Raw genomic sequence first — 23,280 nt, 5'->3', positions numbered from 1 at the left:
TTGCGCCTTCCGCCCGTGCCCGTGCGCAGGCTGAGAATAAGATGAAAGTATCAAAAACGTCCGGATTGTAGCACTCAATAACCTGTTTGCAACCGTTGTTAAAGATTTGGCTGAACTGATTCAGCAATAAGCCACAAAATGATAATAGGTTTGTTACATCCCCGCGCGACGCGGCTTGACCACGCTTTTTGTGCGGTTTTGCGCTTTTACAAAGCGGATCCAGAGCGAAGGCTATACTTAGGCCATTATCCGTTGTTAAGGGAATATCATGCGCTGGCTGGATCCACTAAAACTCTCCGACCTTTTCCCCGCGACGGCTTTACTGATTGCGGCTCCGCTGCTGCTGTCTGCCTGTTCATCCGACAATAATGGCATGGTTTGCGAAGGTAAAGTCGAAACGCTGAGCGGCCAGGTTCTGGGTAATACCGAAGGTAAAATTATCGACCGCTTTACCTCTTTTCACGTCACTATGGACAAGCTGAAGCTGGAAAGCGGCGAGCTTTACTCCAGCAACCCACAGCAATATATTCCTTCTGCCGTGACCAGAGAGGGCTGGCTGGCGCAGCGGCTTTCCGATACCCGCTTTAGCGTGATCAACGAGCAGCAGGACAGGATGATCACCTTCAGCTGCCCTGCGCGCGCCATCTGAATGCGCAAAGCTGTTTTTATTTTAAGTGCCGAGGGACAGAAATGATGGTCAGTCAGATAGCAAACCGACAAACCTTTTTCGGCCGTGGCAGCCTGAACAAGCTGGTGCCGCTGCTAAGCGAAGATCCGCAGCCGACGCTGCTGTTTTGCGCCAATTCGTTTTTACAGGGCGAAGCCTGGCAAAAACTAAAAGCCGAGCTGGAGCCGCTGTCGATCGGGATTGAAGTGGTGCGCCACGAGGCATCGCCTGAAGAAATCGATGGCTGGGTGGCGCGCTGGCGCGATCGGGCCGCGCGCGTGGTGGCAATTGGCGGCGGCAGCGTGCTGGACGCCGCTAAAGCCTTTGCCGCCGTGAGCCAGCATCCGCTAAATACCCTGCGCTATCTGGAAAAGGTGGGCGATACGCCGATAAGCGGCAACACGCTGCCGGTGATTGCGGTACCGACCACGGCCGGAACCGGCAGCGAGGCGACGCAAAACGCGGTGGTGACGGATAAAGCCGATATCAAAGTGAAGGCTTCGCTGCGTCACGCCAATTTTGTGCCGCACGTTGCGATCCTCGACCCCGATCTGCTGCGCGGCGCGCCGGACCGCGTGCTGGCCTGCTGCGCTATCGACGCTTTCACCCATCTTTTTGAAGCTTATCTGTCTGCCAAAGGCAATCTGTTCAGCCGTCACGCTGCCCTTAGCGGCCTGCGCGCTTTTCTCAGCGCATGGCCTTATCTGAACGACCCTGGCGAACAGGGCGATTTGGCGCGCGAACAGATGATGATTGCTTCGTGGCAGGGCGGGCTGAGCCTGAGCATGGCCGGGCTGGGCGTAATCCACGGTATTGCAGGCGAGCTGGGCGCGATCAAAGACTATCACCACGGCGAAGTGTGCGGGCGTCTGCTGCTGCCGTTCTTACAGCTGCTGAACGACAGCGACAATGCGCAACAGCAAAAGCTGATGGACGAGCTGGCCGTCGCGCTTTTTCCCGGTTTTACGCTGCCGCCCGCGCGTATGCTGGCCTCATGGCTACAGGATAAAGCCATCACGCCTTTCTGGCAGGATCCGCCGCCGCTCACGCAGGCCGAGGCCGAGTGGATCCTGGCACGCGCCAACAGCAAAAACGCGTTGATCGAGTACAGCGAGGCGCAGCAGCGCTTTATGCTGGAGCAGGCGTTCCATATCGCCTGATATTTGCCAGGATCCCGCTTTACCGCCGCGCACGGGAAGCGCGGCGGGCCCGATACGGCCCTTTGCAAGAACGAGCTTTGCCGCTCGTGCCCGACGCAAGCGGCAAAGCCTGTCAGCTTTCTGCCTGCAAAGCGTAAATTAAGTGTTAAGCCCCTGCTTCTTAAGAATAATGATATTGTTAAGCGCCCGCCAGCCCTCCAGATTAACGCCATCGACCAGAAAAAATCAGACCCGCAAGGAAATGAAAATGAAAAAGTCAGGCGCTATTGCCCTCTCCACGCTTTTGTTAGCCACCAGCCTGAGCGCGTTTGCCGAAGGGCCACGACAGGACGGCCAGCCGCCGGTTAAGCATGAGCAGCAGCACGGCAATCCGTCGCACGGCAATGCACAACCAGAACAGCATCGCGATCCCCAGCACAATGCGCATCCGGCAGAGCGCCATCAGGCAGCGCATCCGGAATTCCGCAAGGGCCGCCCGCTGCCGGAAAAATATCGCGGCGAAGGCTATCAGGTAAACGACTGGCACAAACGCGGACTGAAAGCGCCACCGGCGGGCCATCGCTGGCAAAACATTGACGGTAACTATGTGCTGATTGCCATCGCGACTGGCGCAATCGTCTCGGTGATCGCGCATCACTAACGGCAGTTACTCTGCCTTGCCAGACCGATCGGGGCTGTCTTTTTTGGGCAGCCCTTTTTTATCCCTGTTGAGATGGTCAGGATAAGCGCATCAGCATTAACCGACCAACAAGAGTAAGCATAGCCTTGCCACGTAGGTTCGATGCCCGTTTAAAAGCAGCCTGCCCATGTCCGCCCTGCTGCCTGCTAAAAAATCAGCACAGCCACGCCCAACCCCACGCCCGGCATGATAAACAGCGCGGCGATTAGCCAGATGGTTTGCATGTTGAGCGAGGAATGTAGCTCTTTTCTGACGCTTTCTATATCGACTTTCGTGGCCCGGTTCGCTTTGATAACGGCAACGTCAATCAGCCGCGTCTCGACCTTCCCTTCCAGTAGCTTCATCTTTTGCTCCACTTTTTTATCCCTTCAGCCTAAGCCAGCCTTGATGCGATCGTAGAGCGTGAACAAAAAACACCGGCTATTTTTTGCGAGGAAAATGCGGCAATGCTCTGAAATATTCATGAAAATTCCTGCAACAAAGAGAAGGGATTGCATCAGTTGGACAGCGGATAGCAGGATTCAGGCAGCGGTCTGCTTTGGTGAAAGGCACAAAAGCAAACGGGTGAAGTGCGTGAAGTGCGTGAAGTGCGCGAAACTATGCCGACACCCTGCGATGTCGGCAAGTGACTTTAGTGGAAAGCGCTGTTCAGCAGAATAGAGGTGATGACGCCTGTCGCAGCGGCGATCAGCACATAGTTACCGTCGATATAGGCCCAGCGCTCGCCGCGCGGCGGCTCATGCAGACCGCGAGCATGCCAGTCGTTTACCCGGTAATCGTCACCGCGGAAGCGAGGCGGCAGCGGCTGGCCGCGATGGAATTCATGCCCCTGCCAGGCAAAACGATCGCGCTCTTCAAAATGGCGATCGGGGCCATGACCTCTGTGACCTTCGAAATCGGGGCCGCGATCCGGGCCACGCCCAGGCCTGTCACGATCGCCCGGGCCGCCGTGTCCTTCATGTCCGCCCTGATGGTGCCACGCCTGTCCCGGAGGGCCATCGGCCTGAGTAACGGTTGAGAAGAGCGAGCTTGCTGAAAATACGGCAATCAACAGCGCCAGGGTCGTTTTTTTCATGGTTATATCCTCGATTTGCTCACGGCTTTTGTCGCACCGTTAAACGACACTATCGTCTAACCCTGGCCTTAAAAATATCGCTAACTGTCTTAAAAAATCTTTGATTACGGTACTTTACCTCGTCCTGACCCTTTCTTAACACTGTGAATGAATTGTGGATCCGCCGACCCGCAATAATTTGCGTTAAGTCAGGCGGCGTGATGACTTTCGGCCAAAAATTCGCCGACCTCGTCCGCCTGCACAATAAACGCATCCAGCGCTGCGCTAAAGCCTGTGACGTTCAGAGCGGCCAGTGGCAGCTGGCTGCAAAGCCGCAGAACGTCGTCGCCATCCATCGCCAGCCAGCAGCCGCGCATCGCATTCATCTCAAAGTTTAGCGCCAGTAGCGTGCGCAAGTGACTTTCCGAAGTGCTTTGCAGATCCTCCAGCCTGCGGTGGAAAATCACGCAGTCGCTGTCCGGCGGCAGCTCGATAATGGCCACCTCCTGCCGGTTGCGCATCAGCGCGCACACGCCGTTTTTCAGGCCCAGGCTAAGATTGAGGCGACGGCCATACCCGGCCAAAAAGTGATTAAGCTGCTCTGTTGCGTTCATGCCTGTCTCCGTTAGCTTTTAAGCACAAAGTGTTGTTCCTGCCCCCGACGCAGCGCGCCGGCAAGTTCCGTCGTGGCTTTGGCGATACGCCCTTCCAGCGCATAATTGACCGGCTTATCCTGATTTTCGCCGTAGCTGAAGTTGATTTTCCCGAGGTTACGCTTCATGGAAACCGAAGCGCTGTTGGCACCGCCAAGCAGAAAAGCGGGCGTGGCGAAGCCGTCCGTTTTTACCTGCGACTTGGTGAAAGCGATGGATTTAAGCCGCAGGTTATCGCGGTTGGTCAGCTCGGCCCGCATCTCTTCCGGGCTGTTACCCTGCTCCAGCCAGCGCTGCTCCAGTCTTTCCCGTACCTCATCCTTCAGCTCCAGCGTAACGGTGGCCTCGGTGCTGACGTTGTCCTGTAGCGCTGCGATCAGGCTTTGCAGCTGACGATCGTCCTTCATCAGCTCGCGCATTTTATTGGCGTTGCTGGCATTAAGGCTGCCGTCGAGCAGATGCGAAAGCTGATGCCACAGCCCGTTGCTGTCAACCTTGCTCAGGTTGGCATAGGTTGTCTGGTATTCGCCGCCCTGCAGCAGTTTTTGCCCCCGCTCCGCCGCGCTTTGCTGCCGCAGATGCTTATCAAGATCGCGCAGCGCGGCCTGCTGTTCGTTGCTTTTCTCGCGGAGTTCGCGCGGCGAAAAATGCGCGTCCAGCTTGTCCAGCTTCTGCCGGGGCGTCAGCGGTATTTCATCATCTTTATCTTTCAGCGACGCGATAAGCGCCGCCGTAGCCGGATCGCTGAATTTTTTTCCCAGCGTTTCGGTTAGTTTGTCGATATGCACTTCCGCCAGCGGTCGGGCCGTTTTGGTTTCTATTGCCAGGCTCTGCTTTGTCCTGTTATCTATCGAAAGCTGCACGCTGGCGGCCGGCCCGGCGAACATCGGCGTCCGGCCCGTTTCGCCCTTAATCAGTACGCCGGTCGGCAACGCAAAGTTTACGCCCACGCTGGCTTTGTTCAGGCCGCGCGGGCGGTTGTTACTGCGGCTAATGGCGCTGCTGCTTTCTTTAGTGGTTCCGCCTCTTTCCCGCGTGCCGGAAAGCACGTTAACACCTGCATAAGCGCCGCCGCCCACGCGGAAGCTGGCAGGCGTATCCTTTTCATCTTTGCTGGTCAACGGCACACCCGCCGAAGCCAGCGCCGCGGCATTCGCGTCCAGGCTGACGTTCAGCACTTCGCCATGCTTCACGCTGTGATTTATTCCGCGGTTGAGCAGCGCCAGCGGATCGAGCGTGCCCTCCGTCAGCCCTTTGATAAAAGCGGGCAGTTCCGCTTCGGTAATATCGAAGCTGACGCTGTTTTGCTTTTTTAGATCCAGCGGCGTGACGGAGAAAACCCCGCCCAGCCGAACGGCAGGCGCCAGATTGCGCTGCTGATCGACGGCGACATCGTGCGCCGGATCTTTCATATAGCCGGTCAGCAGGTTGTAGCCCAGGCCGGTAAAGGCTGTTAACGCGCCGCCGCCGTCGCGCCCGAAGCTGACGGTCACGCCGCCTTCGCCGCGCGTCAGGCTCATGCTGTAGCCACGATCCAGACTGCCTCTGCCGCCTACGCCCGCAATGACCTGTGAACCCGGCAGCGCGCTGATGGTGGTTGCCGCGCCGTAAGCCCGGCTGAAAGAGAGGCTTTCGCCCTTATCCATGTCCAGCACCGTGGTTTCCAGCCTGCGGGCAAGCAGCTGCTGATCCTCGGCCTGCATCACGGTGCGGGTAGTGACGTTCATCGCGTGGTTCGCTTTGCTGAACGCTTTGGTCATGGATTTGATGGCGTCATAGTTGGCCTCCAGCCTGTCGTTCCCGGTAAATCCCTGCCCGGTGAGTTGTTTAAGGGGATTGCTTTCCCACTCATCATCCCGCAGCTCGCGGAACTCTCTCCCCAGCGCCTGCAACGCTTTTTCACGGGGTTCTCCCTGTAAATCCAGCGCGTGCGTCAGGCGCGTTGTTAAATCATGCATTTTGACGTTGGTCAGGCCGTCGAGGATCAGGCGGGATTTCGTCAGCCCCATCGGATCGTGCTTGTCGCGGTTTATCCCTGCCGGGATCGCCTCCGTCGGCTTTTGCCAGGAAAGCGTGACGCTGCTGTCGCGCATCGCCGCCAGGGCAAGCTGCGCGTGATTGCCTTTGCCGCTGGGATGTAAAGCGAAGAGCTGTTGCAGTTTGTTCAGCAGATCGCCGCCCTGACTGCTGGCCGGATTCAGGCTGCCGGTCAGCTTATCAAGCCGCCTGCCCGCGCTGCTCTGCCCGCCATAGTGTTGCCGCAGCAGGCCGGCCTGATGCGCGGCGCTGTCTGCCAGTACCGTATTGAATTTTTGCATTTCGCCGAACCAGCCGGGCAGATCTTCCCGCGCGGCCAGCGTTTTCAGCTTCAGGCTGAGCGGCTCTTCCGCCCTGCCCTTCGGCTGACGTTTAAGATGCTGCGTCAGCGCCGCCAGCTGCTGCGACTGCTGCTGATAGATCGCCGTCAGGCCCTGACGACCGCCATGTGCATGCTGCACAAGATTGCCCAGGTTTTTTAGCGGGCGCGGCGTCTCCAGCGTGGGACGGAACACAAAAGTGCTGAGACGCGTGCGAAAAGGCGTATGAACTTTGTGCCCGTCGTGACCGGATTGCCCGAAGGTGTTGACCTCGCGCTTGTAGGTAAGACCGGTTTTACCCAATTTGGCATCGCGCGTGGCGGCGCTCAGTCGTTCAAAATGCCGATCGGCCTGATTGTCCGTATCGTGCACGCCTGCAGAAATATCGGCGGAAACCGGATGCCAGTCGTGCTCGTCTCGCGTCAGTACCTGTTTATTATCCCTCTCCAGCAGCAGCGTGCCTTTCTGGTTGCCAAAAAATTTAACCGGCAGCGCCTCGGCGGCTTCGCCAGGTTCATCTTTCAGCGGCGCAGGCAGCCGCTCCGCCTGCATATCGGTAACTTTTCCTTGCTGCCAGCTCTCGGCAGGCAGACTGAAAACTTTGCCTTTATCGCTCAATATAAACAGGCGATTTTCCGGGCCGAGCACCATATCTTTGGCTTTATGCTCAAGCTGAACCTCAGGAAGACGGCTCAGCACCGCACCGGCCTGATTCATCGCCTGGCTCAGCGCCTGACGCGAAAGCGTCTGCGGCAGCCGCTTGTTACGGCGGCTTTCCGTATCAACGTGATGAAAATGGATATCGCCCTGCTCTTCCAGCGTGACAAAACGCCCGTCGTCCAGCGCGCTGGCCGCGACGGTTTTCTGTTTTTTATCCAGGCCGGGCATTGCCAGCTCCTCACTGACGCTTTTTTTCACCTGGTGCAGTGCGAAGGTATTCTGCTGAAAATTGATTTTGTTGCTGGCTACGTTGACCTTCAGCCTTTTCAGCTGGTTATCTTTCAGCGCCCAGGCCTGGCCGTCCTGCCCGGCACGCAGCTGGTCGGCTTTGACCTCCGTCGCTTCCCAGCTGCTGGTTAGTTCGTTAAAAAACTGTACCTTGCCGTCGTGCAGCGCCAGCTTGCCGTTGGCACCGATGGAAACAATGTCGGTACGGGCCGGCGTGGGTTTTGGCAGGCCTTTCTGGTAATCCACCACCAGGCTGTCGCTCAGGTTCCAGCCGGAGGCCATCTGCGGCCTGTCCGCATCAGGATTTAGCGCGATAGCATGCTGCCTGTCCATGCCGTCTTTTACCACCGCATGCAGCTGGCCGTCTTCGCCGCACAGCAGGCTCTGTACGTGAAAGCGGTCGCCGATAGCGTCGGCGATTTGCTGATGCAGCGCGTCGCGCAGGCTCAGGCTTTGCGCGTCGCCAAAATTAAGCTCGTTCGCCTCGCCGGGGCGGTTTGCCACCAGCAGCCGGCCCTGATGATCGGCGGCGATAACCAGGCTGTCGGTCTGCGCCACCGCGGCCAGCGAGGTTTTAGCCGGTATCGGCTGTAGCGTACGGTGCTGCGTTTGCGGGCTGTCGATGCGCGGCAGCAGCTTGATGCTTTGCTGTTTGCTCTCTTCGCTGGCAAGCAGCACGATTGCCTGACCATCCGCCGCCACGGAAGCGCCACCAATCTTATCGGCAAAGCGCACGCTCTGCGTTTGTGTCGATAAATGATGCAGGTGATAATCATCATGGATCAGATAAAGCGAGTTATCGCCCTGACGTGACAGCTTCGACTGGTCTTTACCGTCGTCGAAAAGGTCGATCTTCTGCCAGCCTTCTTCATGCGAAGCCAGCTGATAAAGTTTGTTGTCGCTGAGGCGAAATGCGCGGCTGCCGTCCGGCGTCGCCTGATGATGCACGCCGGTAAGCTGGCTGAGCACGGCGGCATCCGGCAGCTTTACCTCGGCTGCTTGTCCGCCGGGCGCATCGCTACGCCGAATTTGCACGCTGTTGCCGTCCTCGCTGAACGTCAGCTGGTGGTCAACGACCTCTGCCGCTTTACGCCGGGGAAACGCGCTGCCCGGCGTCTCTTCTCTTGCCCAGGCCGGTTTACTGTGGGCCACGCCGACCAGCGTATCCCGCGATGAGTGCAGCGATAACAGCTTACCTTCGTCGCTCAGCAACGCGTGCTGCTGGTCGTTTTTATTGGCCGCCACGCTTTGATAGTGCATTTTGGGATGGCCGACGGTCTGCTTAAGCAGCGCGCGCTGAGCGTCACGGCCCGCCGGCGCGGCGATAGCGGCATTGCGCTTTGCGGTCAGCTGCACGCCCAGCGAGCCTTTCTCCTCCGGCTGATGCGCCAGCCGGTCGGCCAGCGTTGTCATAATCTCCTGCTCCAGCGCGCCTTCGGCTATAGAGGGAATGGCAACGTCCAGCGGGTTTAGCGGACGCAGCGGATGGCTTTCCGGGTTGGCTATCGTCGCGCGGGCGTGGTTTTTCTTAAACAGCGGAAGATGGCTAAAGGCGCGAAAACGTCCCTGGCCGGGCGCACGCGCCGCGCTGCCCTGCTGCAAACCCGCGGAGTCCGGTGGCACGCTGCTTTGTAGCGTGCCACCGCCGCGCTGGCTGGGCGAAGCATCCTGCTGCCGCAGCATGTCATGACGGGTTTGCGATGAAGTGGTGCGCTGTGCGCTGCTTGATGCTGATGCGAAAGCTGTTCTAATCCCCGATAGCACGCTATATCTCCTTAGCCGGTACGTCTGATTAGCCGGAACGTCTGATACCCGAGCTAAGTGGCGGAAAATACAGTGGAGTTCCCGATGTCATGGATTATTCATATTGATGATTGACGCAAACAATGCAGCCTGGCGCTCGTTATTAACTAATTGATATATAAATTAAAGACGTCAGTTGGCTAAGTACGGAGAAGTGGTCTGCATAACGTTAGATTTTTTTCTGATATAACGGGAAAGGCGGTTCAGGCATAAAAAAGGAGAGGCGTTGCGCCTCTCCTGTTACCGCTAGTGCTTCAGCGTTTCGCGCACTTTTTTCACCTCGTCGGCTTTCACCGCAGCGGCTTTATTGCTCCAGCCCTGACGGATAAAGGTAGCCAGCTGCGCGACCTCCTCGTCGTTCAGACGGGCAGCAAAGCCCGGCATCGCCAGCGTGGAAGGCGCTTTCGCCGTTGAAGGCTGCTGTGCGCCGGCCAGAATGGTATGGATAAGCCCCGTCGGATCGCCTGCGTTAACGATAGTGGCCTGATCCAGCTGCGGGAAGACGCCAGGCGCGCCCTTGCCCGTCACAAAATGGCAGGCGCCGCAGTTATCCAGATAGAGGCGCTCGCCGGTGGTCAGGTTTTTGGCCGCCGTCAGCTTAGCCTCCGTCGCGCCTGCCGCTTTATCGTCACCGGCAGGCAGTGAAGGATTGCCGCCCAGGAACTTCAGATAGGCCGCGATCGCTTTCAGATCTGCCTCGCTCATATAAGAGGTGCTGTGCTCCACCACCGAGGTCATCTCGCCGCCTACCGCTGCCTTATCGTTGCGGCCCGTCGCCAGGTAATCGATGGTTTCCTGCTCCGTCCAGCGCGGTAAGCCGCGCAGCGAAGGCACTTCCCAGTCGTTCAGGCTGCCGCCGGCAAGGAAATCTTTGTCGCCGCTGTCGAGCGCCTTTTCGTTCATACCCAGTCCGCGAGGCGTGTGGCAGCTGCCGCAGTGGCCCAGGCTTTCGACGATATAGGCACCGCGATTAACCTCGGCTGAGGCGCCGCCGATCGGCCGGAAAGGCTTATCGGAAGCAAAGGCCCAGTTCCAGAAGCGCATGCCCCAACGCTGGCTGAACGGAAAGCTGAGATCGGTTTCCGGCGGCTGTTCCGCGCTCGGCTTCACGCCCTGCATAAAATAGACGTAAAGCGCGTGCATATCCTGGTCGCTGATTTTAGCGTAATCAGGATAAGGCATAGCCGGATACAGCCGCTTGCCGTCAGGCAGCACGCCTTTACGTACCGCGTCGGAAAACTGCTGTTCGCTGTAATTACCGATCCCATGCTCTTTATCCGGCGTGATATTGGTCGAATAAATGGTGCCCAGATTTGACTCGATCGCCAGGCCGCCGGAAAAAGCCGGTTTTCCGGGCAGCGAGTGGCAGGCGCTACAGTCGCCCAGGCGTGAAAGGTACTCGCCCTGTTTAATCAGCTCGCCGTTGTCTGCCGGAGCCGCCAGCGCCGAACCGGCACTGAGCAGCACGGCATTGGCGAGTAAAAAATGTTTAATCTTCATCGTCGCTTACGCCTGTACCATTGGACCGGGATTTTTCAGATAGATATCTTTGATTGCCTGCGCCGCCATCAGCGTTAGCGCGCCAATGGTATCGGTCGGGTTCGCCTGGAAGTTTTGCGGGAAAGCGTTGCCGCCCGGCACAAAGACGTTATGCACATCCCAGCTTTGCAGATACTTGTTCAGCGCCGAGGTTTTAGGGTTATCGCCCATTACCGCACCGCCCACGTTATGGGTCGAGACGTATTTGGTCAGGTCAAAATGCGCGTCCATCGGCAGGAAGCTTTCGCTGTAGCTGTCCGGGTTCAGCTCTTTGGTGATGTTACTGACCACGCCTTTCAGATACTGCTGCAGCTTCAGCTCGTTCTGTTTCCAGTCGAAGGTCATCCGCAGCAGCGGATAGCCGTATTCATCCTTGTAGTTCGGATCCAGATCGAGATAGATATCGCGATAGGACTGGCAGGTGGTGGTAATGCTGATTTTCATCGAATGGCCGTACCACTCTTCCAGCCCCTCTTTCCAGCCGGTTCCCCACGACGGCGTGCCTTTCGGCAGCGCGGTGCTGATTGGCGTGCCGGTAGCCTGCGAACTGTGAATTTTCGCGCCGCCGATAAAGCCCAGCGACGGGCCGTCAAAGTTGCCTGGCGAAATATCGTTAATCATCTGGCCGGTAGCGCCAGCCGTAGCGAACGGATTAAAGTTTTTGTCTTTGAAGAACAGCGTGGCGCCGCCGTTGCTCAGGAAAGCGTAGTTACGACCAATCACGCCCTCTTCGGTGATAGGATTGTAAGGTTGACCGATGCCGGACAGCAGCATCAGGCGAACGTTACAGAACTGGAAGCTGCTCAACACCACGATTTTCGCGGGCTGGAAGCACTCGTTGCCCTGCGCATCGATATAAATCACGCCCTTAGCCGTTTTCTTATCGTCATGCAGCACCACTTTCATCACGTTGGCGTGCACTTCATAAGAGAAGTTATCCATACGCTTAAGCGCATCCATAACGGCGGTCTGCGGCGAGGCTTTGGAATAGTTCAGGCACGGGTATTTACTGCAGTAGCCGCAGTAGTTACAGGGCGCGATCTGGTTGCCGTAAGGGTTGGTCCAGGCACGGGAAACGCAGGCGGACGGGTTCGGGAACGGATGATAGCCGAGCTTTTTCGCCGCTTTCGCAAACATGCTGGTATTAAGCGTATCTTCCAGAGGCGGCAGCGGGTAAGGCTCTGAGCGCGGCCCTTCAAACGGGTCGCCGCCTTCCAGGATCTGCCCGCGCAGGTTGCCGGTATTGCCGGACTGGCCGCAGATATTTTCAAATTTGGTGTAATACGGCTCGATTTCATCCCAGGTGAACGGGAAGTCCATGATGCGCATATCTTCCTGCAGGATGCCTGGTTTGTAGGCCTGATCCGCATAGGTTTTCAGCTTCAGATCGGTTGGCGTTGGACGGATCAGTACCGCCGTCCAGTGCAGGCCGGAACCGCCCACGCCGGTACCTGGCGCAAATGCGCCCCATTTACGCGTCGGCAGCGCCGTCTGGCTCATGTTGTAACGCACGGTCACCGCTGCTTCCGCCGGGGTCGCCATCACTTTATTACGCACGGCGTAGGCGTATTCATCGGCCGGCTTAGGATAGGCGAACTCTTCATATCCCCGATCGCCGCCGCGTTCCAGCGCGCGCACTTTTAATCCGGCCATCGCCAGCTCGATGCTCATCAGCGAGCCAGCCCAGCCCAGGCCGACGACTACAACGTCGACTTCTTCTTTATTGATTGTTGCCATTTTTAATCCTGCCAGTCTGTAATCAGAGAAAAACTCAGGCTCGCTCGCCTTTAATGCTTATCGGGCCCAGCGGATACGGCACGTTGTGCTGCTTCACCCATTCCAAATAGCTGGCGCGCGCGCCGGGGAAGCCAATGGCAATCCAGGCTTTCATCCCCTTATTGCCGCCATACATCGGATCGGAGAGGTAGCCATGCTTGGTATTGGAGAGTAATTCACTGAAGAATTGCGATCCCTGCAGGGCGCTTTCGCCCAGGTCGGCAAAGACGATCTGGTTTTTCTGCACCTGAGTCAGTACGGCTTCACGATCGGCTACTTCCAGCTCGTGAAACGCTTTCTGATGCTGCTGCTGGCACCAGCTGTTGACCAGCCGAATACCGGTTTGCAGGATTTGCTGCGGACGGAACGGAATTTGATAACCCATGGTGGCCGGCGCATGAGGGTTGAACGGCCCCTGCATATAGATTTCGCTGCCCATATCGCCATGCATTTGCTGATCGATAAAAATCGGCACGTTGGTTTCCAGCGCGCCAGGCGCCTTGCCTTTGCCACCGGCCGGGATCAGGCGATCGCAGGCGGCCATCACGAATTGCCATTCGTCGGCAGAAAAAAAGATGGGTTTATAATCGAGCAGATCGGGTGCGGCCATTTCAGCAGCCTGCGCCGCCGTTAATCCTTTAAAGACCAGCTCGCCGAGCGGTAATGCTAACAGCGACCCCAGTAAAAACTTGCGCCGGGTAGTTTCTTTTTGTAGCAACATAACATTACGACTCTCACATGATAATAAAATGTAATTTGAGTTAATAGATTTTGTTATCGACCAGAAAAAAAGTAATGTTATGGATAAAAGTATTTCTGAATGTAAAAATTAAACTCTAATTATTTTTAGTTAAGCTTTATAACTTTGTTATAAAACTGCAATAGAATTGATACCCGAGTGTTGTGTACAAAAAAGGCACTTCGCCATTACTTTCCTGCCCGATTAAGGCACTATTTCCTTATAACCGCTTAAAAATAATTCAGATAAGTGATAATGCCCGCGCTGAACAGACGGAAAAAATTATTCAGTGGTGATGAGAATGAGAATGAATCGATACCACATTATTGCTTCCGTTCTCTACCTCTGTGCTATCGGGAGCGAACCGGGCGTTATAGCGCAGGCGAAATGCGTGCATTTCCTGCACGTCCGGCTCCAGCTCGCGCAAAAACTTCAGCGCCAGCCGAACATGTTCGCTGGAGAGCCCGGTCGGCAGCCAGGCTTCGCGCAGTACGCCACGCCAGAAGGCAATATTTTCCTCGGATTCATCCACCAGACACAGCTGCCAGATTAGCAGCACGCTTGCCGCATTGCTTAAATGCGCCTCGTTATCGCGAGAAAGGTAGGCGACAAACTCTTCTCCGGCCGTTGACCCCATCAGGCTGAGCAGCGATTCAACGTAGACCGGATCGATATTCAGCCGCTTCGTCAGCGCGCTGGTCGCGCGGCGGGATTGTGAATTCAGCACGCGAAAGCCAATAATAAAAACCACCACCAAAGTCACAAGCATCAGCCAGATCATTTTATTTACCGGGAATTGCGGGCACAGGGGGCGTCAGAGTAACAGCAGCATTGTGGCGAGGCAACCGCGTAGAAAAGCTGCCCGCAGGCAGCTTAAGCGCTACTTTTGCCAGCTGGCGCGATGGTCGACGCAGGCCGCGACCGCCAGCCTTAACGCCGCTTCGGGCGTTTCCTCCGCCAGCGGCACGCTCAGCTCGTCTACTTTCGTCCAGACGGCCCAGGACAGCTGCCCGATTTGGTGCTGCAATGAGATATGCACCAGAACCAGCGCGGCGCGTCCGGTTTGATCGGCCAGAATATCGTATTTGAGAAATTCACCCTGCTCATCATTAAGATAAAGAACTTTTATTTGTTCCAGCATTGTCATCCTGATCTCCTTATGGTCTGACAGTGGCTGAATAATAAATTATTCCTCCTGCTTTACCTATAAATAACGTTCCGGCGCGTCTTTCGGCATTTACTGACGTTAATATGAAATTTAAAGAAGTAACATTTTTTCATTTAGCTTTATCAGCACGTCATTGTTATCAGGCGGCCTGTTAACCGCCGAGGATAAAAAATCAGTTACCGGCTTCTTCCAGTACTTTGTGGATCACGGCGGAAAGTTCGTTGATCTCAAATTTAGCTACGTAGCCATTGGCGCCGACTTTACGCACGTGGTCTTCGTTAGCGCTGCCCGAAAGCGAAGAGTGGATTACTACCGGGATATTTTTCAGACCCAGATCGCTTTTAATATTGCGCGTTAAGGTAAAACCATCCATTTCCGGCATTTCAAGATCGGTTAATACCATCGCGATTTTATCGTGAATGGAAACGCCTTCCGTCATCGCCTGTTGCGCCATCAGCTTGATTTTTTCCCAGGCTTCACGGCCAGTGGTGTGCATAACGGCAGGGATGCCCATCACTTTTAGCCCCTGCTCCAGCATCTGGCGCGCGACCTTAGAGTCTTCCGCTACGATAGCAACCGATCCGGGCCTGATATTAAACTCTTTCACCTTAACGTCTTCGGCTTTAACGTCGCGTACGGAAGGAATAACGTCATGCAGGATCTGCTCTACGTCCAATACCATCGCCATGCTGTTGGTTTTATCGTCCAGGCAGGCAATGCTGGTGATATTGCGGCTGCTGATACCGGATTCCGCCGTATGGATCTGGCTCCAGTTCAGGCGCACAATATCGTCCACGGATTCCACGGCGAAAGCCTGCGTGCTGCGGGCATATTCGGTAACCAGCAGCAGGTTTAAGCCTGTTTCCGGCGTGCAGCCCGCAACGGCGGGCAGATCGATAACCGGAATAAACTGGCCGCGAATATTTGCCATGCCCAGCAGAGGTGATTTCATGCCTGCGGCTTTGGTGATAATCGGCATTGGGACGATTTCGCGCAGCTTAAACACGTTAATACCGAAAAGTTCTGATTTCGCATCGTTCTGATCTGAGCCTAAACGGAATAACAGAAGCTCAAACTTGTTGGATAAGGCGAGATTCGCTCTCTCATCAATCTCTTTCTGGAAATTATCCATTACTACCTCTGGGTTGCCTGACTGTTTGTACGCTGGTAAGCGGCGCACAACGGCACGCGGCTTATCACTCTGTGAGTGTTATCGGCACCGGTGAAGAAAAGTACAGGGCAACAGCAAAAGGGTGAGTCGAATTAATTACCAGGCGTAAAAGTCAGGCAGCCGCAGCGCAGGGCATCAATGTCGGGCCTGGCTGCTAATTAACTGATAATAAATGAATCACGGCTGGCTGACCGAGTCATTTTATGTTGTGACGATGACGTATAGGGTACGGGTTGATAGCGCCGTTAGCTAACGATTGGTTCGACAGCAGTCCGCGCCGTTTTTTAGCGCATTGTATTTTCTGAAGGCGGCTGGCGGCTTATGGTATTTTTTAGCAAAAATGCGGGTAAGCTCCAACACGATCCGCCGGATAGCGCTGGCCACGGCTGGCATTGACAATTTCCGCTTACGCAATCTGCAGCATATCTGGGCGAGCTGGTTAGCTCAGGCCGGAGTACCGGTATCTGCGCTGCGGGAAATGGGTGGCTGGAAAGCATTGAGGTGGTACAGCGACGCTCATCTGGCACCGAACCACTTGACCGGGCAAGTACGCCGTATTGACGCAATTTTCCGGGTGTCTGTCGCAAATCTGTCCCGCACAGAAAATTTGAAGACAGGAGAAGGAGGGTAAATTTTTGATAAATAATGGGCCTACAGGATTTAAACCTTCCAACTAGTCTTCTGTTCTGTATATAATTTTTTCATTTCAATTTGTGACCTGCTCCCAAAAATGCCCATTAACAAAGTGACCACTCCATGACTGTGGTTCATTACTGAGTGCTTATGTGAGCTTGAATGACTCTTAGCATAGAAAATGTTAAGAAAATTCTCAACCTACCTAATAAACAGAAAATGTATAATGCTTAATCATTTGCCTGAAAGGGATTGATTTTGAATGAAAGGAATCGAAAAAAATAATCATGGTTTGTTCTACAGAGGGCTAAGCATTTTGCTCAAAAGCCATTTTTCACAAATCTCGAAGCCACTATAACATTGACAGGAGAGAACAATGTTTAAATATAAAAGGATTGGAGCAATTCTAATTTTTTTAATAACAGCATACTGTGTATGGATTGCTATAAGGCCAACCAAAATAGTCAGAGTTGATAATGGTGCAGTTTTTGTAGAACACTTACCAATGACTACTGAAGGAAAACTAAATTGGTGGTTGAAAAACAAAGATTCAATTCAGAAAAAATATCATATTATCAACACCCCAGATAACTTCACAGTGATCGTCATGAATTTCGGCGGTTATGAAAAATTACCAACAGGAAGCAGAGATGGTTCAATTGATGACTATACCTGCTTTGATGATACTAATGGCGAGCATAATAAATGTGTATATAACAGCATAGCATTAGTTGTAAGAGGGAGCATCGATGGAAAAGCATTTATAAATATAGGTGATAAAACGTATATTCAGAGCTCAGATGGCAGGGTGTCCTTAATATGAGAAAATGATGCTTTGCATAAAGCGCATTAGAGTTTAAATAATCCGTCTTACAGTTTAATGGCATCGTATTCATTGAGCAATTCTCAAGTCGATGCCCCTCAGAACATTGTCGATGTGCTCTGGTTAGAAAGCACCTTGTAATGACCTCAGCAATCATCATCCGGCTGAGCAACCGCCCGGCAGCCATACATGCAGGCATGCTGCATTGCTGTTTTGGCTTGGGCAATCCAGCGCTGATCTGCGCCAGTTTCTTTAGACGTCTCCAATAGGTTCAGGAAGTGGCGGCTTACATCTTTCAGCCGGTTCATTACCTCAACCTCAAACAGGGAAAGTTAATATACGATGGGGTCGAGCGTTTAAGCTGGTATTTTTCGTGTTTAACAGAAAATTATCAGGATGTTTGTAAAAAACTACAAAAAGAAGATCTAAGGTTTATTAAGGCTTTATTTAAAACCCTTCCATCCCGCTCTGTGAAGTCTCGCAACTTTCCGCCTAATAACAAGTCTATAAGATATAGTATTTCAAACATCCGCATTAAAGAGGATGTCATAAAATACATGCTTGAAGTTTACACTGAAAACATATTTGGTGATTTATCTATAGAGAGAAAAAAATATTGAGCGTATTCTTATAAAATACGGCGCGGGATTTTCTTCAGCGGGTTTTATGAGTCGCTCTCCAGGTTATGCAGTGGCGTCCGCCATATACATGAGTGCAGGGTTAAGAATAACGCTGGATGCAACATTAACAAGAATAACAACATTCGGCGCACCCGTTTTGGGCGCATATGGTTATGCCAAGGCCGCAGCAGAAGCAGCTGAACGGCTAAAAATCCTCAACCCGATTTTTTACACAGCACTCTATAACGCCGAAATAGAAATGCTCTATTTTTAATAGAACCAATAACCACTCGAATAGATGTTAAGTCACGATTTTCATTAACTGACGAGTAAATAGCAGTAGATATTATAAGGCTCATACAATGAAAAAAATCTTTAAATATTGGTGGCAAGATTTCCTGTGGGAAATATTCTGTGTGCGATTGCCTTTAATGTTAACGCTCGCTTTTGCTTTTTTTGTCGTCACATACTGGTATGAGTATGCACTATTGAAAATAGTATCGTTCTTAATCATCACATCTATAGCCTGCGATCGCCTATTTAAGAGAAAAAGGTAATTACGCCCGGCTTTCGCTGGGCCTTTCGCTACTTCAGCAACTGCAACGCAAAATCCGCAGCCAAATCAGGTTCGCCAGTGCTCAGCTCCTCAATCGCTCCCGCCTGGCTCTCGTTCGTGACCTGCCGCCCCTCTGCCACCAGTTGATAAACCGCCTTGCCGTACAGCTCACACTGCCGCCCGCGCCTGTTCTGTAAAGTCAGTCGAAGAGTTGAAGCCAGCGTTTGAAGAAGCGTGGCGAACTCTACGCGGAACTGAGCAGCAAGCAAAAGCCAAAGACGTCTACGACATTCGCAAATCCGAGCTGGAACCGGCGCCGCGCCGAATAACCTACAGGAACACCCATACCGCACAACAATTTTCACCAGAGGGTCGCATCGTTGCGCCCTAAACCTGAGCGCGAGCGCCAGCAGGAAGCTATTGCCGCTGATTGTCTGGCGGCATGGCAAGCGGCTAAGGACGGCGAGCAACACCATCGACACTTTAGCCTGGTGCAAAGTCGCGGTGGTGCCGAGACGGCCCGCATGGCGAGTGAGGCAGCTCATTATCCGCAGCTGCCGCAAATCCTGATGCCTGAGCCATTCAATAACACCCCCGTTTACCACGATTACACGATACGTATTCATGGCGCCGGCCGTGCTGAAAAGCAGGAGTGGGTATGAAGAAAATCGCAATGTACCGGCGCGGCCGCGATGGCAAATGATGAACCGCTCACCCTGGCGGAAGCCGCCGCATTTCTTAAAGTCTCCTCGTGCACGGTCAACAACATGATAAAGCGTGGCGATCTGGTCGGCCGGCAGACTGGCGGAACGTCCGGAAAGTACCTGGTACTCCGTTCTGCCTGTATTGATTATCTTTCCAATCCACCTCAGAATCGCCCGGCGAGCATGGGTGATAGCGCCAAAGGAGTAGCACTATGTCAATCACCCTCAGAGGCGGAGTATGGCACTGTCATTTCTTTACCCCGGCAGGCAAAAGAGTTAGGCGCTCGCCTGGCACTGCGGACAAGAAGCAGGCCTTAGAGCTTCACGACAAGCTAAAGGCAGAAGCCTGGCGGGTCGATGAAATTGGAGATTTACCGACACGGACGTTTGAGGATGCCTGCCTGCGCTGGCTGGACGAAAAGGAGCATAAGCGCAGCCTTGACGATGACAAGGTAAAGATGGAGTTCTTCGTCGGGCATTTCTCGGGCCGTGACATATCCACCATCACAAGCGAGGAAATACAGAAAATCGTCAGCAAGATGGTGAACCGTAATCACCGTAGAAAATGGGAAGTTCAGCATGACGCGGCACTACAGGATGGGAGGCCCGTGCCGGATTTCAAGGACAAGCCGGTCAGTGCAGGAACCAGAAGCCATTACCTTTCATTCATGCGCTCGCTGCTACGCGCGGCGGCAAATGAGTGGGGGTGGATAAAAACGGCACCGGTTATCAAAACGAAGAAGCCGATCAGCAAAAGGATACGCTGGCTGATGCGGGAGGAAGCGAACAGGCTGATTGATTGTGCGCCGGACAGCATCAGGCAGGTAATCGTGTTTGCGCTTTCTACCGGTCTGCGCCGGTCAAACATTATCGATCTGGAATGGACTCAGGTGGATATGCAAAGAAAGGTCGCCTGGATAAACCCAGAGAACGCCAAAGCGGGCAAGGCTATTGGCGTGGCTCTGAATGCTACGGCGTGCAGGGTGCTGAAGAAGCAGACAGGGAAGCATTCCCGATGGGTGTTTGTGCACACCAAAGCGGCCACCAGACACGGTGGAACGAAAACAGCAGCCGTCAGGAAGATGCGGCGTGATGATAACACGTCATGGCGCCTGGCACTCAAGCGGGCCGGGATTGAACATTTCTGTTTTCACGATCTGCGTCATACCTGGGCAAGCTGGCTGATACAGTCCGGCGTTCCGCTTTCTGCTTTACAGGAAATGGGTGGCTGAGAGTCGATAAAAATGGTGCGCCGGTATGCGCATCTGGCACCGAACCATCTGACCGAACATGCGCGTAAAATTGACTCACTTTTGGGGAGTGACGACACAAGTACAACACAAGGCGGAAATCAGGTGGGATTAAATCTAGCGTAATCTATTGAAAAGTAATGGTACGCCCTACAGGATTCGAACCTGTGACCTACGGCTTAGAAGGCCGGTGCTCTATCCAACTGAGCTAAGGGCGCATGGGGAACAGGGTCGGATTATACGGCGCGAAGCCGTCGAGTCAACGATTTTGCTTACCAGGCCAATCTGTTGCTGCACTATTGAACAGCCAGCGCCGAATCTGTGCCTGACAGCGGCGCGCGCTTCTGCCAGAATAGGCGCCATCTCCCGTTTCAACTTAACACAGATGGATCCTCTCTCTGATGGCAGCAAAGATTATTGACGGTAAAACGATTGCGCAGCAGGTGCGCCTTGAGGTTGCAGAAAAAGTGCAGCAGCGTCTGGCCGCAGGTAAACGCGCGCCTGGCCTGGCGGTGGTACTGGTAGGCGAGAACCCGGCTTCGCAAATCTACGTGGGCAGCAAACGTCGCGCCTGTGAAGAAGTGGGCTTTATCTCCCGCTCTTACGATTTGCCGGCCTCCACCAGCGAAGCGGAGCTGCTGGCGCTGATTGATAAGCTGAACGACGACAGCGAAATTGACGGTATTCTGGTGCAGCTGCCGCTCCCGGCAGGCATTGATAACGTTAAGGTGCTGGAGCGCATCTCGCCGTCAAAAGATGTCGATGGATTCCATCCTTATAACGTTGGTCGCCTGTGCCAGCGCGCGCCTAAGCTGCGTCCCTGTACGCCGCGCGGCATCGTCACGCTGCTTGAGCGTTACAGCATTGACACCTTTGGCCTGAACGCCGTGGTGGTTGGCGCGTCCAATATCGTTGGTCGTCCAATGAGCATGGAGCTGCTGCTGGCAGGCTGCACGACTACCGTTACCCATCGCTTTACCAAAAACCTTCGTCACCATATCGAACATGCCGATCTGTTGGTGGTGGCCGTAGGTAAACCAAACTTTATTCCGGGCGACTGGATCAAGCCCGGCGCGATCGTGATTGACGTGGGCATTAATCGTCTGGAAAGCGGCAAAGTGGTTGGTGACGTAGATTTTGCTGCAGCTTCCGAGCGGGCAGCTTATATTACGCCGGTTCCAGGCGGTGTTGGCCCGATGACCGTGGCCACGCTGATTCAGAATACCCTGCAAGCCTGCGAAGAATTTCATGATGGAGCAGTACAATAATGGCAACTTTTTCTCTGGGTAAACATGCCCACGTCGATTTATGCGATCTGCTGAAGCTGGAAGGTTGGGTGGAAAGCGGCGGTGCGGCAAAAGACGCCATCGCGGACGGCCAGGTTATGGTAGATGGTAAAACAGAAACCCGTAAACGCTGTAAAATCGTTGCGGGCCAGACCGTGAGCTTTAACGGCAACAGCATCACCGTTGCTGAGTAAAGTCGGCTACCGTCGGCATTTTAAAAGCCGAGCGGTCGTTGAAGAAAGTCAAAACCATTCAGGAGCCAGTCGGCTCCTGAACTTTTTTAGCTTATTTACGACGCCAGCTGGTTCCCTGCGGGCCGTCTTCCAGCACGATCCCCATCCCGACCAGCTTGTCACGCGCCAGGTCAGCCTGAGCCCAGTTTTTCTCTTTACGCGCATCCAGACGCATTTTGATCAGCGCTTCAATTTCGGCGACCTCATCATCGTTACTTTGCGCACCGCTTTGCAAAAAGACTTCAGGATCCTGTTCCAGCAGGCCCAGCACGCCAGCCAGCTGGCGCAATTTGGCCGCCAGCCCGTTTGCGGCCGCCCTGTCTTCGGTTTTCAGGCGGTTAACGTCGCGCGCCATATCAAAGAGCACGGAATAAGCTTCCGGCGTGTTGAAATCGTCGTCCATCGCCTCGCGGAAACGGGCTTCAAAAGCCTCGCCGCCCACGGCTTCAGCCTGCGGATCGGTGTTGCGCAGCGCGGTATAAAGCCTTTCCAGCGCCGCGCGCGCCTGCTTCAGGTTATCTTCGCCGTAGTTCAGCTGGCTGCGATAGTGGCCCGACATCAGGAAGTAGCGCACGGTCTCGGCATCGAAATAGCTCAGCACATCGCGCACGGTAAAGAAGTTGTTCAGCGACTTGGACATCTTTTCACGATCAACCATCACCATGCCGGAATGCATCCAGTAGTTGACGTAGGGGCCGTCATGCGCGCAGGTAGACTGGGCAATTTCGTTTTCATGGTGCGGGAACATCAGGTCGGAACCGCCGCCGTGAATATCGAAGTGTTCGCCAAGCTGCTTGCAGTTCATGGCGGAACATTCAATATGCCAGCCCGGACGCCCCTCACCCCACGGCGAAGGCCAGCCCGGCTCATTGGCCTTGGACATTTTCCACAGCACAAAGTCCATAGGATTACGTTTAACATCGGCGGCCACCTCAACGCGCGCGCCGGCCTGGAGCTGTTCCAGATCCTGACGCGACAGCAGGCCGTAATCGGCATCGCTGGCAACAGAGAACATCACGTCGCCGTTGCTGGCGACGTAAGCATGGTCGCGCTCAATCAGCTTGCAGACCAGTTCAATGATGTCGGCGATATGATGCGTAGCGCGAGGTTCCAGATCCGGCGGCAGAATATTCAGCGCGGCGAAGTCAGCGTGCATTTCCGCGATCATCCGATCGGTCAGCACGTCGATAGTTTCGCCGTTTTCGTTGGCGCGCTTGATGATTTTGTCATCAATATCGGTGATGTTACGCACGTACTTCAGCGAGTAGCCTGAATAGCGCAGATAGCGGGCGACGACGTCAAAGGCAATAAAGGTGCGCCCGTGACCAATATGACAGAGGTCATAGACGGTGATGCCGCACACGTACATGCCGATTTGCCCGGCATGAATAGGCTTAAATTCCTCTTTTTGACGACTCAGGGTATTGAAAATCTTTAGCATTGAGACATTCCGTTTTTAAC

The 23,280-nt window shown here is 54.4% G+C and carries 21 protein-coding genes, 1 tRNA gene and 2 pseudogenes; 11 read left to right on the top strand and 13 right to left on the bottom strand.

Annotated features, from left to right (window positions below; all coding sequences use genetic code 11):
• The first annotated feature begins 268 nt into the window (after positions 1–268).
• The 3 genes from EGK14_RS07715 to EGK14_RS07705 all read left to right on the top strand — a co-directional run bounded on the left by EGK14_RS07715 (position 269) and on the right by EGK14_RS07705 (position 2,467).
• Positions 269–649 carry a hypothetical protein gene (locus tag EGK14_RS07715; protein WP_125288508.1) on the top strand — a complete coding sequence of 127 codons (381 nt, stop codon included), beginning with the start codon at positions 269–271 and terminating at the stop codon, positions 647–649.
• A gap of 41 nt (positions 650–690) precedes the next feature.
• On the top strand, positions 691–1,827 hold the full coding sequence (locus EGK14_RS07710; protein WP_125288507.1) for an iron-containing alcohol dehydrogenase: 1,137 nt from the start codon (positions 691–693) through the stop codon (positions 1,825–1,827).
• 247 nt (positions 1,828–2,074) lie between these two features.
• The gene (locus tag EGK14_RS07705) at positions 2,075–2,467 is read left to right on the top strand and encodes an RcnB family protein (protein WP_125288506.1); all 393 of its coding nucleotides are present in this window, start codon (positions 2,075–2,077) and stop codon (positions 2,465–2,467) included.
• A gap of 185 nt (positions 2,468–2,652) precedes the next feature.
• Here EGK14_RS07705 and EGK14_RS07700 read toward each other — a convergent pair whose 3' ends face one another.
• The 10 genes from EGK14_RS07700 to EGK14_RS07655 form a co-directional block, all read right to left on the bottom strand.
• Complete coding sequence (locus EGK14_RS07700) at positions 2,653–2,850, bottom strand: hemolysin XhlA (protein ID WP_233598459.1); 198 nt, start codon at positions 2,848–2,850, stop codon at positions 2,653–2,655.
• A gap of 287 nt (positions 2,851–3,137) precedes the next feature.
• Positions 3,138–3,581 (bottom strand): RcnB family protein, encoded by a 444-nt coding sequence (locus EGK14_RS07695; protein WP_125288504.1) that lies wholly within the window; start codon positions 3,579–3,581, stop codon positions 3,138–3,140.
• A 188-nt stretch (positions 3,582–3,769) separates the two neighbouring features.
• Complete coding sequence (locus EGK14_RS07690) at positions 3,770–4,174, bottom strand: type III secretion system chaperone (protein WP_125288503.1); 405 nt, start codon at positions 4,172–4,174, stop codon at positions 3,770–3,772.
• 11 nt (positions 4,175–4,185) lie between these two features.
• Positions 4,186–9,282 (bottom strand): AvrE-family type 3 secretion system effector, encoded by a 5,097-nt coding sequence (locus tag EGK14_RS07685; RefSeq protein ID WP_125288502.1) that lies wholly within the window; start codon positions 9,280–9,282, stop codon positions 4,186–4,188.
• A gap of 285 nt (positions 9,283–9,567) precedes the next feature.
• A complete protein-coding gene (locus EGK14_RS07680) occupies positions 9,568–10,821 on the bottom strand; it encodes a cytochrome c (RefSeq protein ID WP_125288501.1) in 1,254 nt (417 codons plus the stop codon).
• A 6-nt stretch (positions 10,822–10,827) separates the two neighbouring features.
• Positions 10,828–12,597, bottom strand: a complete 1,770-nt coding sequence (locus tag EGK14_RS07675) for a GMC family oxidoreductase (protein WP_125288500.1) — start codon at positions 12,595–12,597, stop codon at positions 10,828–10,830.
• Positions 12,598–12,631: 34 nt separating this feature from the next.
• Positions 12,632–13,357: a gluconate 2-dehydrogenase subunit 3 family protein gene (locus EGK14_RS07670; protein ID WP_125288499.1), complete on the bottom strand. Its 726-nt coding sequence runs from the start codon at positions 13,355–13,357 to the stop codon at positions 12,632–12,634.
• 304 nt (positions 13,358–13,661) lie between these two features.
• The gene (locus EGK14_RS07665) at positions 13,662–14,156 is read right to left on the bottom strand and encodes a DUF1198 family protein (RefSeq protein ID WP_125288498.1); all 495 of its coding nucleotides are present in this window, start codon (positions 14,154–14,156) and stop codon (positions 13,662–13,664) included.
• A 99-nt stretch (positions 14,157–14,255) separates the two neighbouring features.
• Positions 14,256–14,522 (bottom strand): hypothetical protein, encoded by a 267-nt coding sequence (locus EGK14_RS07660; protein WP_125288497.1) that lies wholly within the window; start codon positions 14,520–14,522, stop codon positions 14,256–14,258.
• Between the two features lie 193 nt (positions 14,523–14,715).
• A complete protein-coding gene (locus EGK14_RS07655; protein ID WP_125288496.1) occupies positions 14,716–15,675 on the bottom strand; it encodes a chemotaxis protein in 960 nt (319 codons plus the stop codon).
• Between the two features lie 972 nt (positions 15,676–16,647).
• Here EGK14_RS07655 and EGK14_RS21740 point away from each other — a divergent pair.
• Both EGK14_RS21740 and EGK14_RS07640 read left to right on the top strand, forming a co-directional pair.
• Positions 16,648–16,731: pseudogene (locus EGK14_RS21740) on the top strand (hypothetical protein); the annotation flags it as partial.
• Positions 16,724–17,170, top strand: coding sequence for a DUF943 family protein (locus EGK14_RS07640; RefSeq protein WP_125288494.1), 447 nt, complete (start codon positions 16,724–16,726; stop codon positions 17,168–17,170). The pseudogene EGK14_RS21740 and the gene EGK14_RS07640, both read left to right, overlap by 8 nt.
• Positions 17,171–17,316: 146 nt before the next feature.
• Here the strand turns inward: EGK14_RS07640 and EGK14_RS07635 are convergent, their stop codons facing one another.
• Positions 17,317–17,478, bottom strand: a complete 162-nt coding sequence (locus EGK14_RS07635) for a hypothetical protein (RefSeq protein ID WP_233598458.1) — start codon at positions 17,476–17,478, stop codon at positions 17,317–17,319.
• A 358-nt stretch (positions 17,479–17,836) separates the two neighbouring features.
• Between EGK14_RS07635 and EGK14_RS07630 the strand changes: the two genes are divergently transcribed.
• From EGK14_RS07630 to EGK14_RS07615, 4 genes and pseudogenes are all read left to right on the top strand, one after another.
• A complete protein-coding gene (locus EGK14_RS07630) occupies positions 17,837–18,064 on the top strand; it encodes a hypothetical protein (protein ID WP_125288492.1) in 228 nt (75 codons plus the stop codon).
• A 662-nt stretch (positions 18,065–18,726) separates the two neighbouring features.
• Positions 18,727–19,008 (top strand): hypothetical protein, encoded by a 282-nt coding sequence (locus tag EGK14_RS07625; RefSeq protein WP_125288491.1) that lies wholly within the window; start codon positions 18,727–18,729, stop codon positions 19,006–19,008.
• Between the two features lie 30 nt (positions 19,009–19,038).
• Complete coding sequence (locus EGK14_RS21845) at positions 19,039–19,368, top strand: helix-turn-helix domain-containing protein (RefSeq protein WP_125288490.1); 330 nt, start codon at positions 19,039–19,041, stop codon at positions 19,366–19,368.
• Positions 19,263–20,426 (top strand): annotated as a pseudogene (locus EGK14_RS07615) (tyrosine-type recombinase/integrase). Before EGK14_RS21845 ends, EGK14_RS07615 begins: the two are co-directional and overlap by 106 nt.
• Positions 20,427–20,441: 15 nt before the next feature.
• Here EGK14_RS07615 and EGK14_RS07610 read toward each other — a convergent pair.
• Positions 20,442–20,518: transfer RNA gene (locus EGK14_RS07610), tRNA-Arg, on the bottom strand.
• A gap of 183 nt (positions 20,519–20,701) precedes the next feature.
• Between EGK14_RS07610 and folD the strand changes: the two genes are divergently transcribed.
• Together folD and ybcJ are read left to right on the top strand one after the other, a co-directional pair.
• Positions 20,702–21,568 carry a bifunctional methylenetetrahydrofolate dehydrogenase/methenyltetrahydrofolate cyclohydrolase FolD gene (folD, locus tag EGK14_RS07605; protein ID WP_125288489.1) on the top strand — a complete coding sequence of 289 codons (867 nt, stop codon included), beginning with the start codon at positions 20,702–20,704 and terminating at the stop codon, positions 21,566–21,568.
• On the top strand, positions 21,568–21,780 hold the full coding sequence (ybcJ, locus tag EGK14_RS07600; RefSeq protein WP_125288488.1) for a ribosome-associated protein YbcJ: 213 nt from the start codon (positions 21,568–21,570) through the stop codon (positions 21,778–21,780). Before folD ends, ybcJ begins: the two co-directional genes overlap by 1 nt.
• Positions 21,781–21,871: 91 nt before the next feature.
• Here the strand turns inward: ybcJ and cysS are convergent, their stop codons facing one another.
• Positions 21,872–23,260 carry a cysteine--tRNA ligase gene (cysS, locus tag EGK14_RS07595; RefSeq protein ID WP_125288487.1) on the bottom strand — a complete coding sequence of 463 codons (1,389 nt, stop codon included), beginning with the start codon at positions 23,258–23,260 and terminating at the stop codon, positions 21,872–21,874.
• Positions 23,261–23,280 lie beyond the last annotated feature (20 nt).

It is taken from the genome of Erwinia sp. 198 (assembly GCF_003937915.1).
Taxonomy (GTDB): domain Bacteria; phylum Pseudomonadota; class Gammaproteobacteria; order Enterobacterales; family Enterobacteriaceae; genus Erwinia; species Erwinia aeris.
This window is presented reverse-complemented; position numbering and strand designations above follow the sequence as displayed.

Coding starts and splice junctions, on each gene's coding strand:
- folD (WP_125288489.1), top strand. CDS start 20,702: ATGGCAGCAAAGATTATTGACGGTAAAACGATTGCGCAGCAGGTGCGC.
- EGK14_RS07680 (WP_125288501.1), bottom strand. CDS start 10,821: ATGAAGATTAAACATTTTTTACTCGCCAATGCCGTGCTGCTCAGTGCC.
- EGK14_RS21845 (WP_125288490.1), top strand. CDS start 19,039: ATGGCAAATGATGAACCGCTCACCCTGGCGGAAGCCGCCGCATTTCTT.
- EGK14_RS07675 (WP_125288500.1), bottom strand. CDS start 12,597: ATGGCAACAATCAATAAAGAAGAAGTCGACGTTGTAGTCGTCGGCCTG.
- EGK14_RS07640 (WP_125288494.1), top strand. CDS start 16,724: ATGTTTAAATATAAAAGGATTGGAGCAATTCTAATTTTTTTAATAACA.
- EGK14_RS07715 (WP_125288508.1), top strand. CDS start 269: ATGCGCTGGCTGGATCCACTAAAACTCTCCGACCTTTTCCCCGCGACG.
- EGK14_RS07660 (WP_125288497.1), bottom strand. CDS start 14,522: ATGACAATGCTGGAACAAATAAAAGTTCTTTATCTTAATGATGAGCAG.
- EGK14_RS07665 (WP_125288498.1), bottom strand. CDS start 14,156: ATGATCTGGCTGATGCTTGTGACTTTGGTGGTGGTTTTTATTATTGGC.
- EGK14_RS07670 (WP_125288499.1), bottom strand. CDS start 13,357: ATGTTGCTACAAAAAGAAACTACCCGGCGCAAGTTTTTACTGGGGTCG.
- EGK14_RS07655 (WP_125288496.1), bottom strand. CDS start 15,675: ATGGATAATTTCCAGAAAGAGATTGATGAGAGAGCGAATCTCGCCTTA.
- EGK14_RS07700 (WP_233598459.1), bottom strand. CDS start 2,850: ATGAAGCTACTGGAAGGGAAGGTCGAGACGCGGCTGATTGACGTTGCC.
- ybcJ (WP_125288488.1), top strand. CDS start 21,568: ATGGCAACTTTTTCTCTGGGTAAACATGCCCACGTCGATTTATGCGAT.
- EGK14_RS07630 (WP_125288492.1), top strand. CDS start 17,837: ATGAGTCGCTCTCCAGGTTATGCAGTGGCGTCCGCCATATACATGAGT.
- EGK14_RS07690 (WP_125288503.1), bottom strand. CDS start 4,174: ATGAACGCAACAGAGCAGCTTAATCACTTTTTGGCCGGGTATGGCCGT.
- EGK14_RS07710 (WP_125288507.1), top strand. CDS start 691: ATGATGGTCAGTCAGATAGCAAACCGACAAACCTTTTTCGGCCGTGGC.
- EGK14_RS07705 (WP_125288506.1), top strand. CDS start 2,075: ATGAAAAAGTCAGGCGCTATTGCCCTCTCCACGCTTTTGTTAGCCACC.
- EGK14_RS07635 (WP_233598458.1), bottom strand. CDS start 17,478: ATGAACCGGCTGAAAGATGTAAGCCGCCACTTCCTGAACCTATTGGAG.
- cysS (WP_125288487.1), bottom strand. CDS start 23,260: ATGCTAAAGATTTTCAATACCCTGAGTCGTCAAAAAGAGGAATTTAAG.
- EGK14_RS07695 (WP_125288504.1), bottom strand. CDS start 3,581: ATGAAAAAAACGACCCTGGCGCTGTTGATTGCCGTATTTTCAGCAAGC.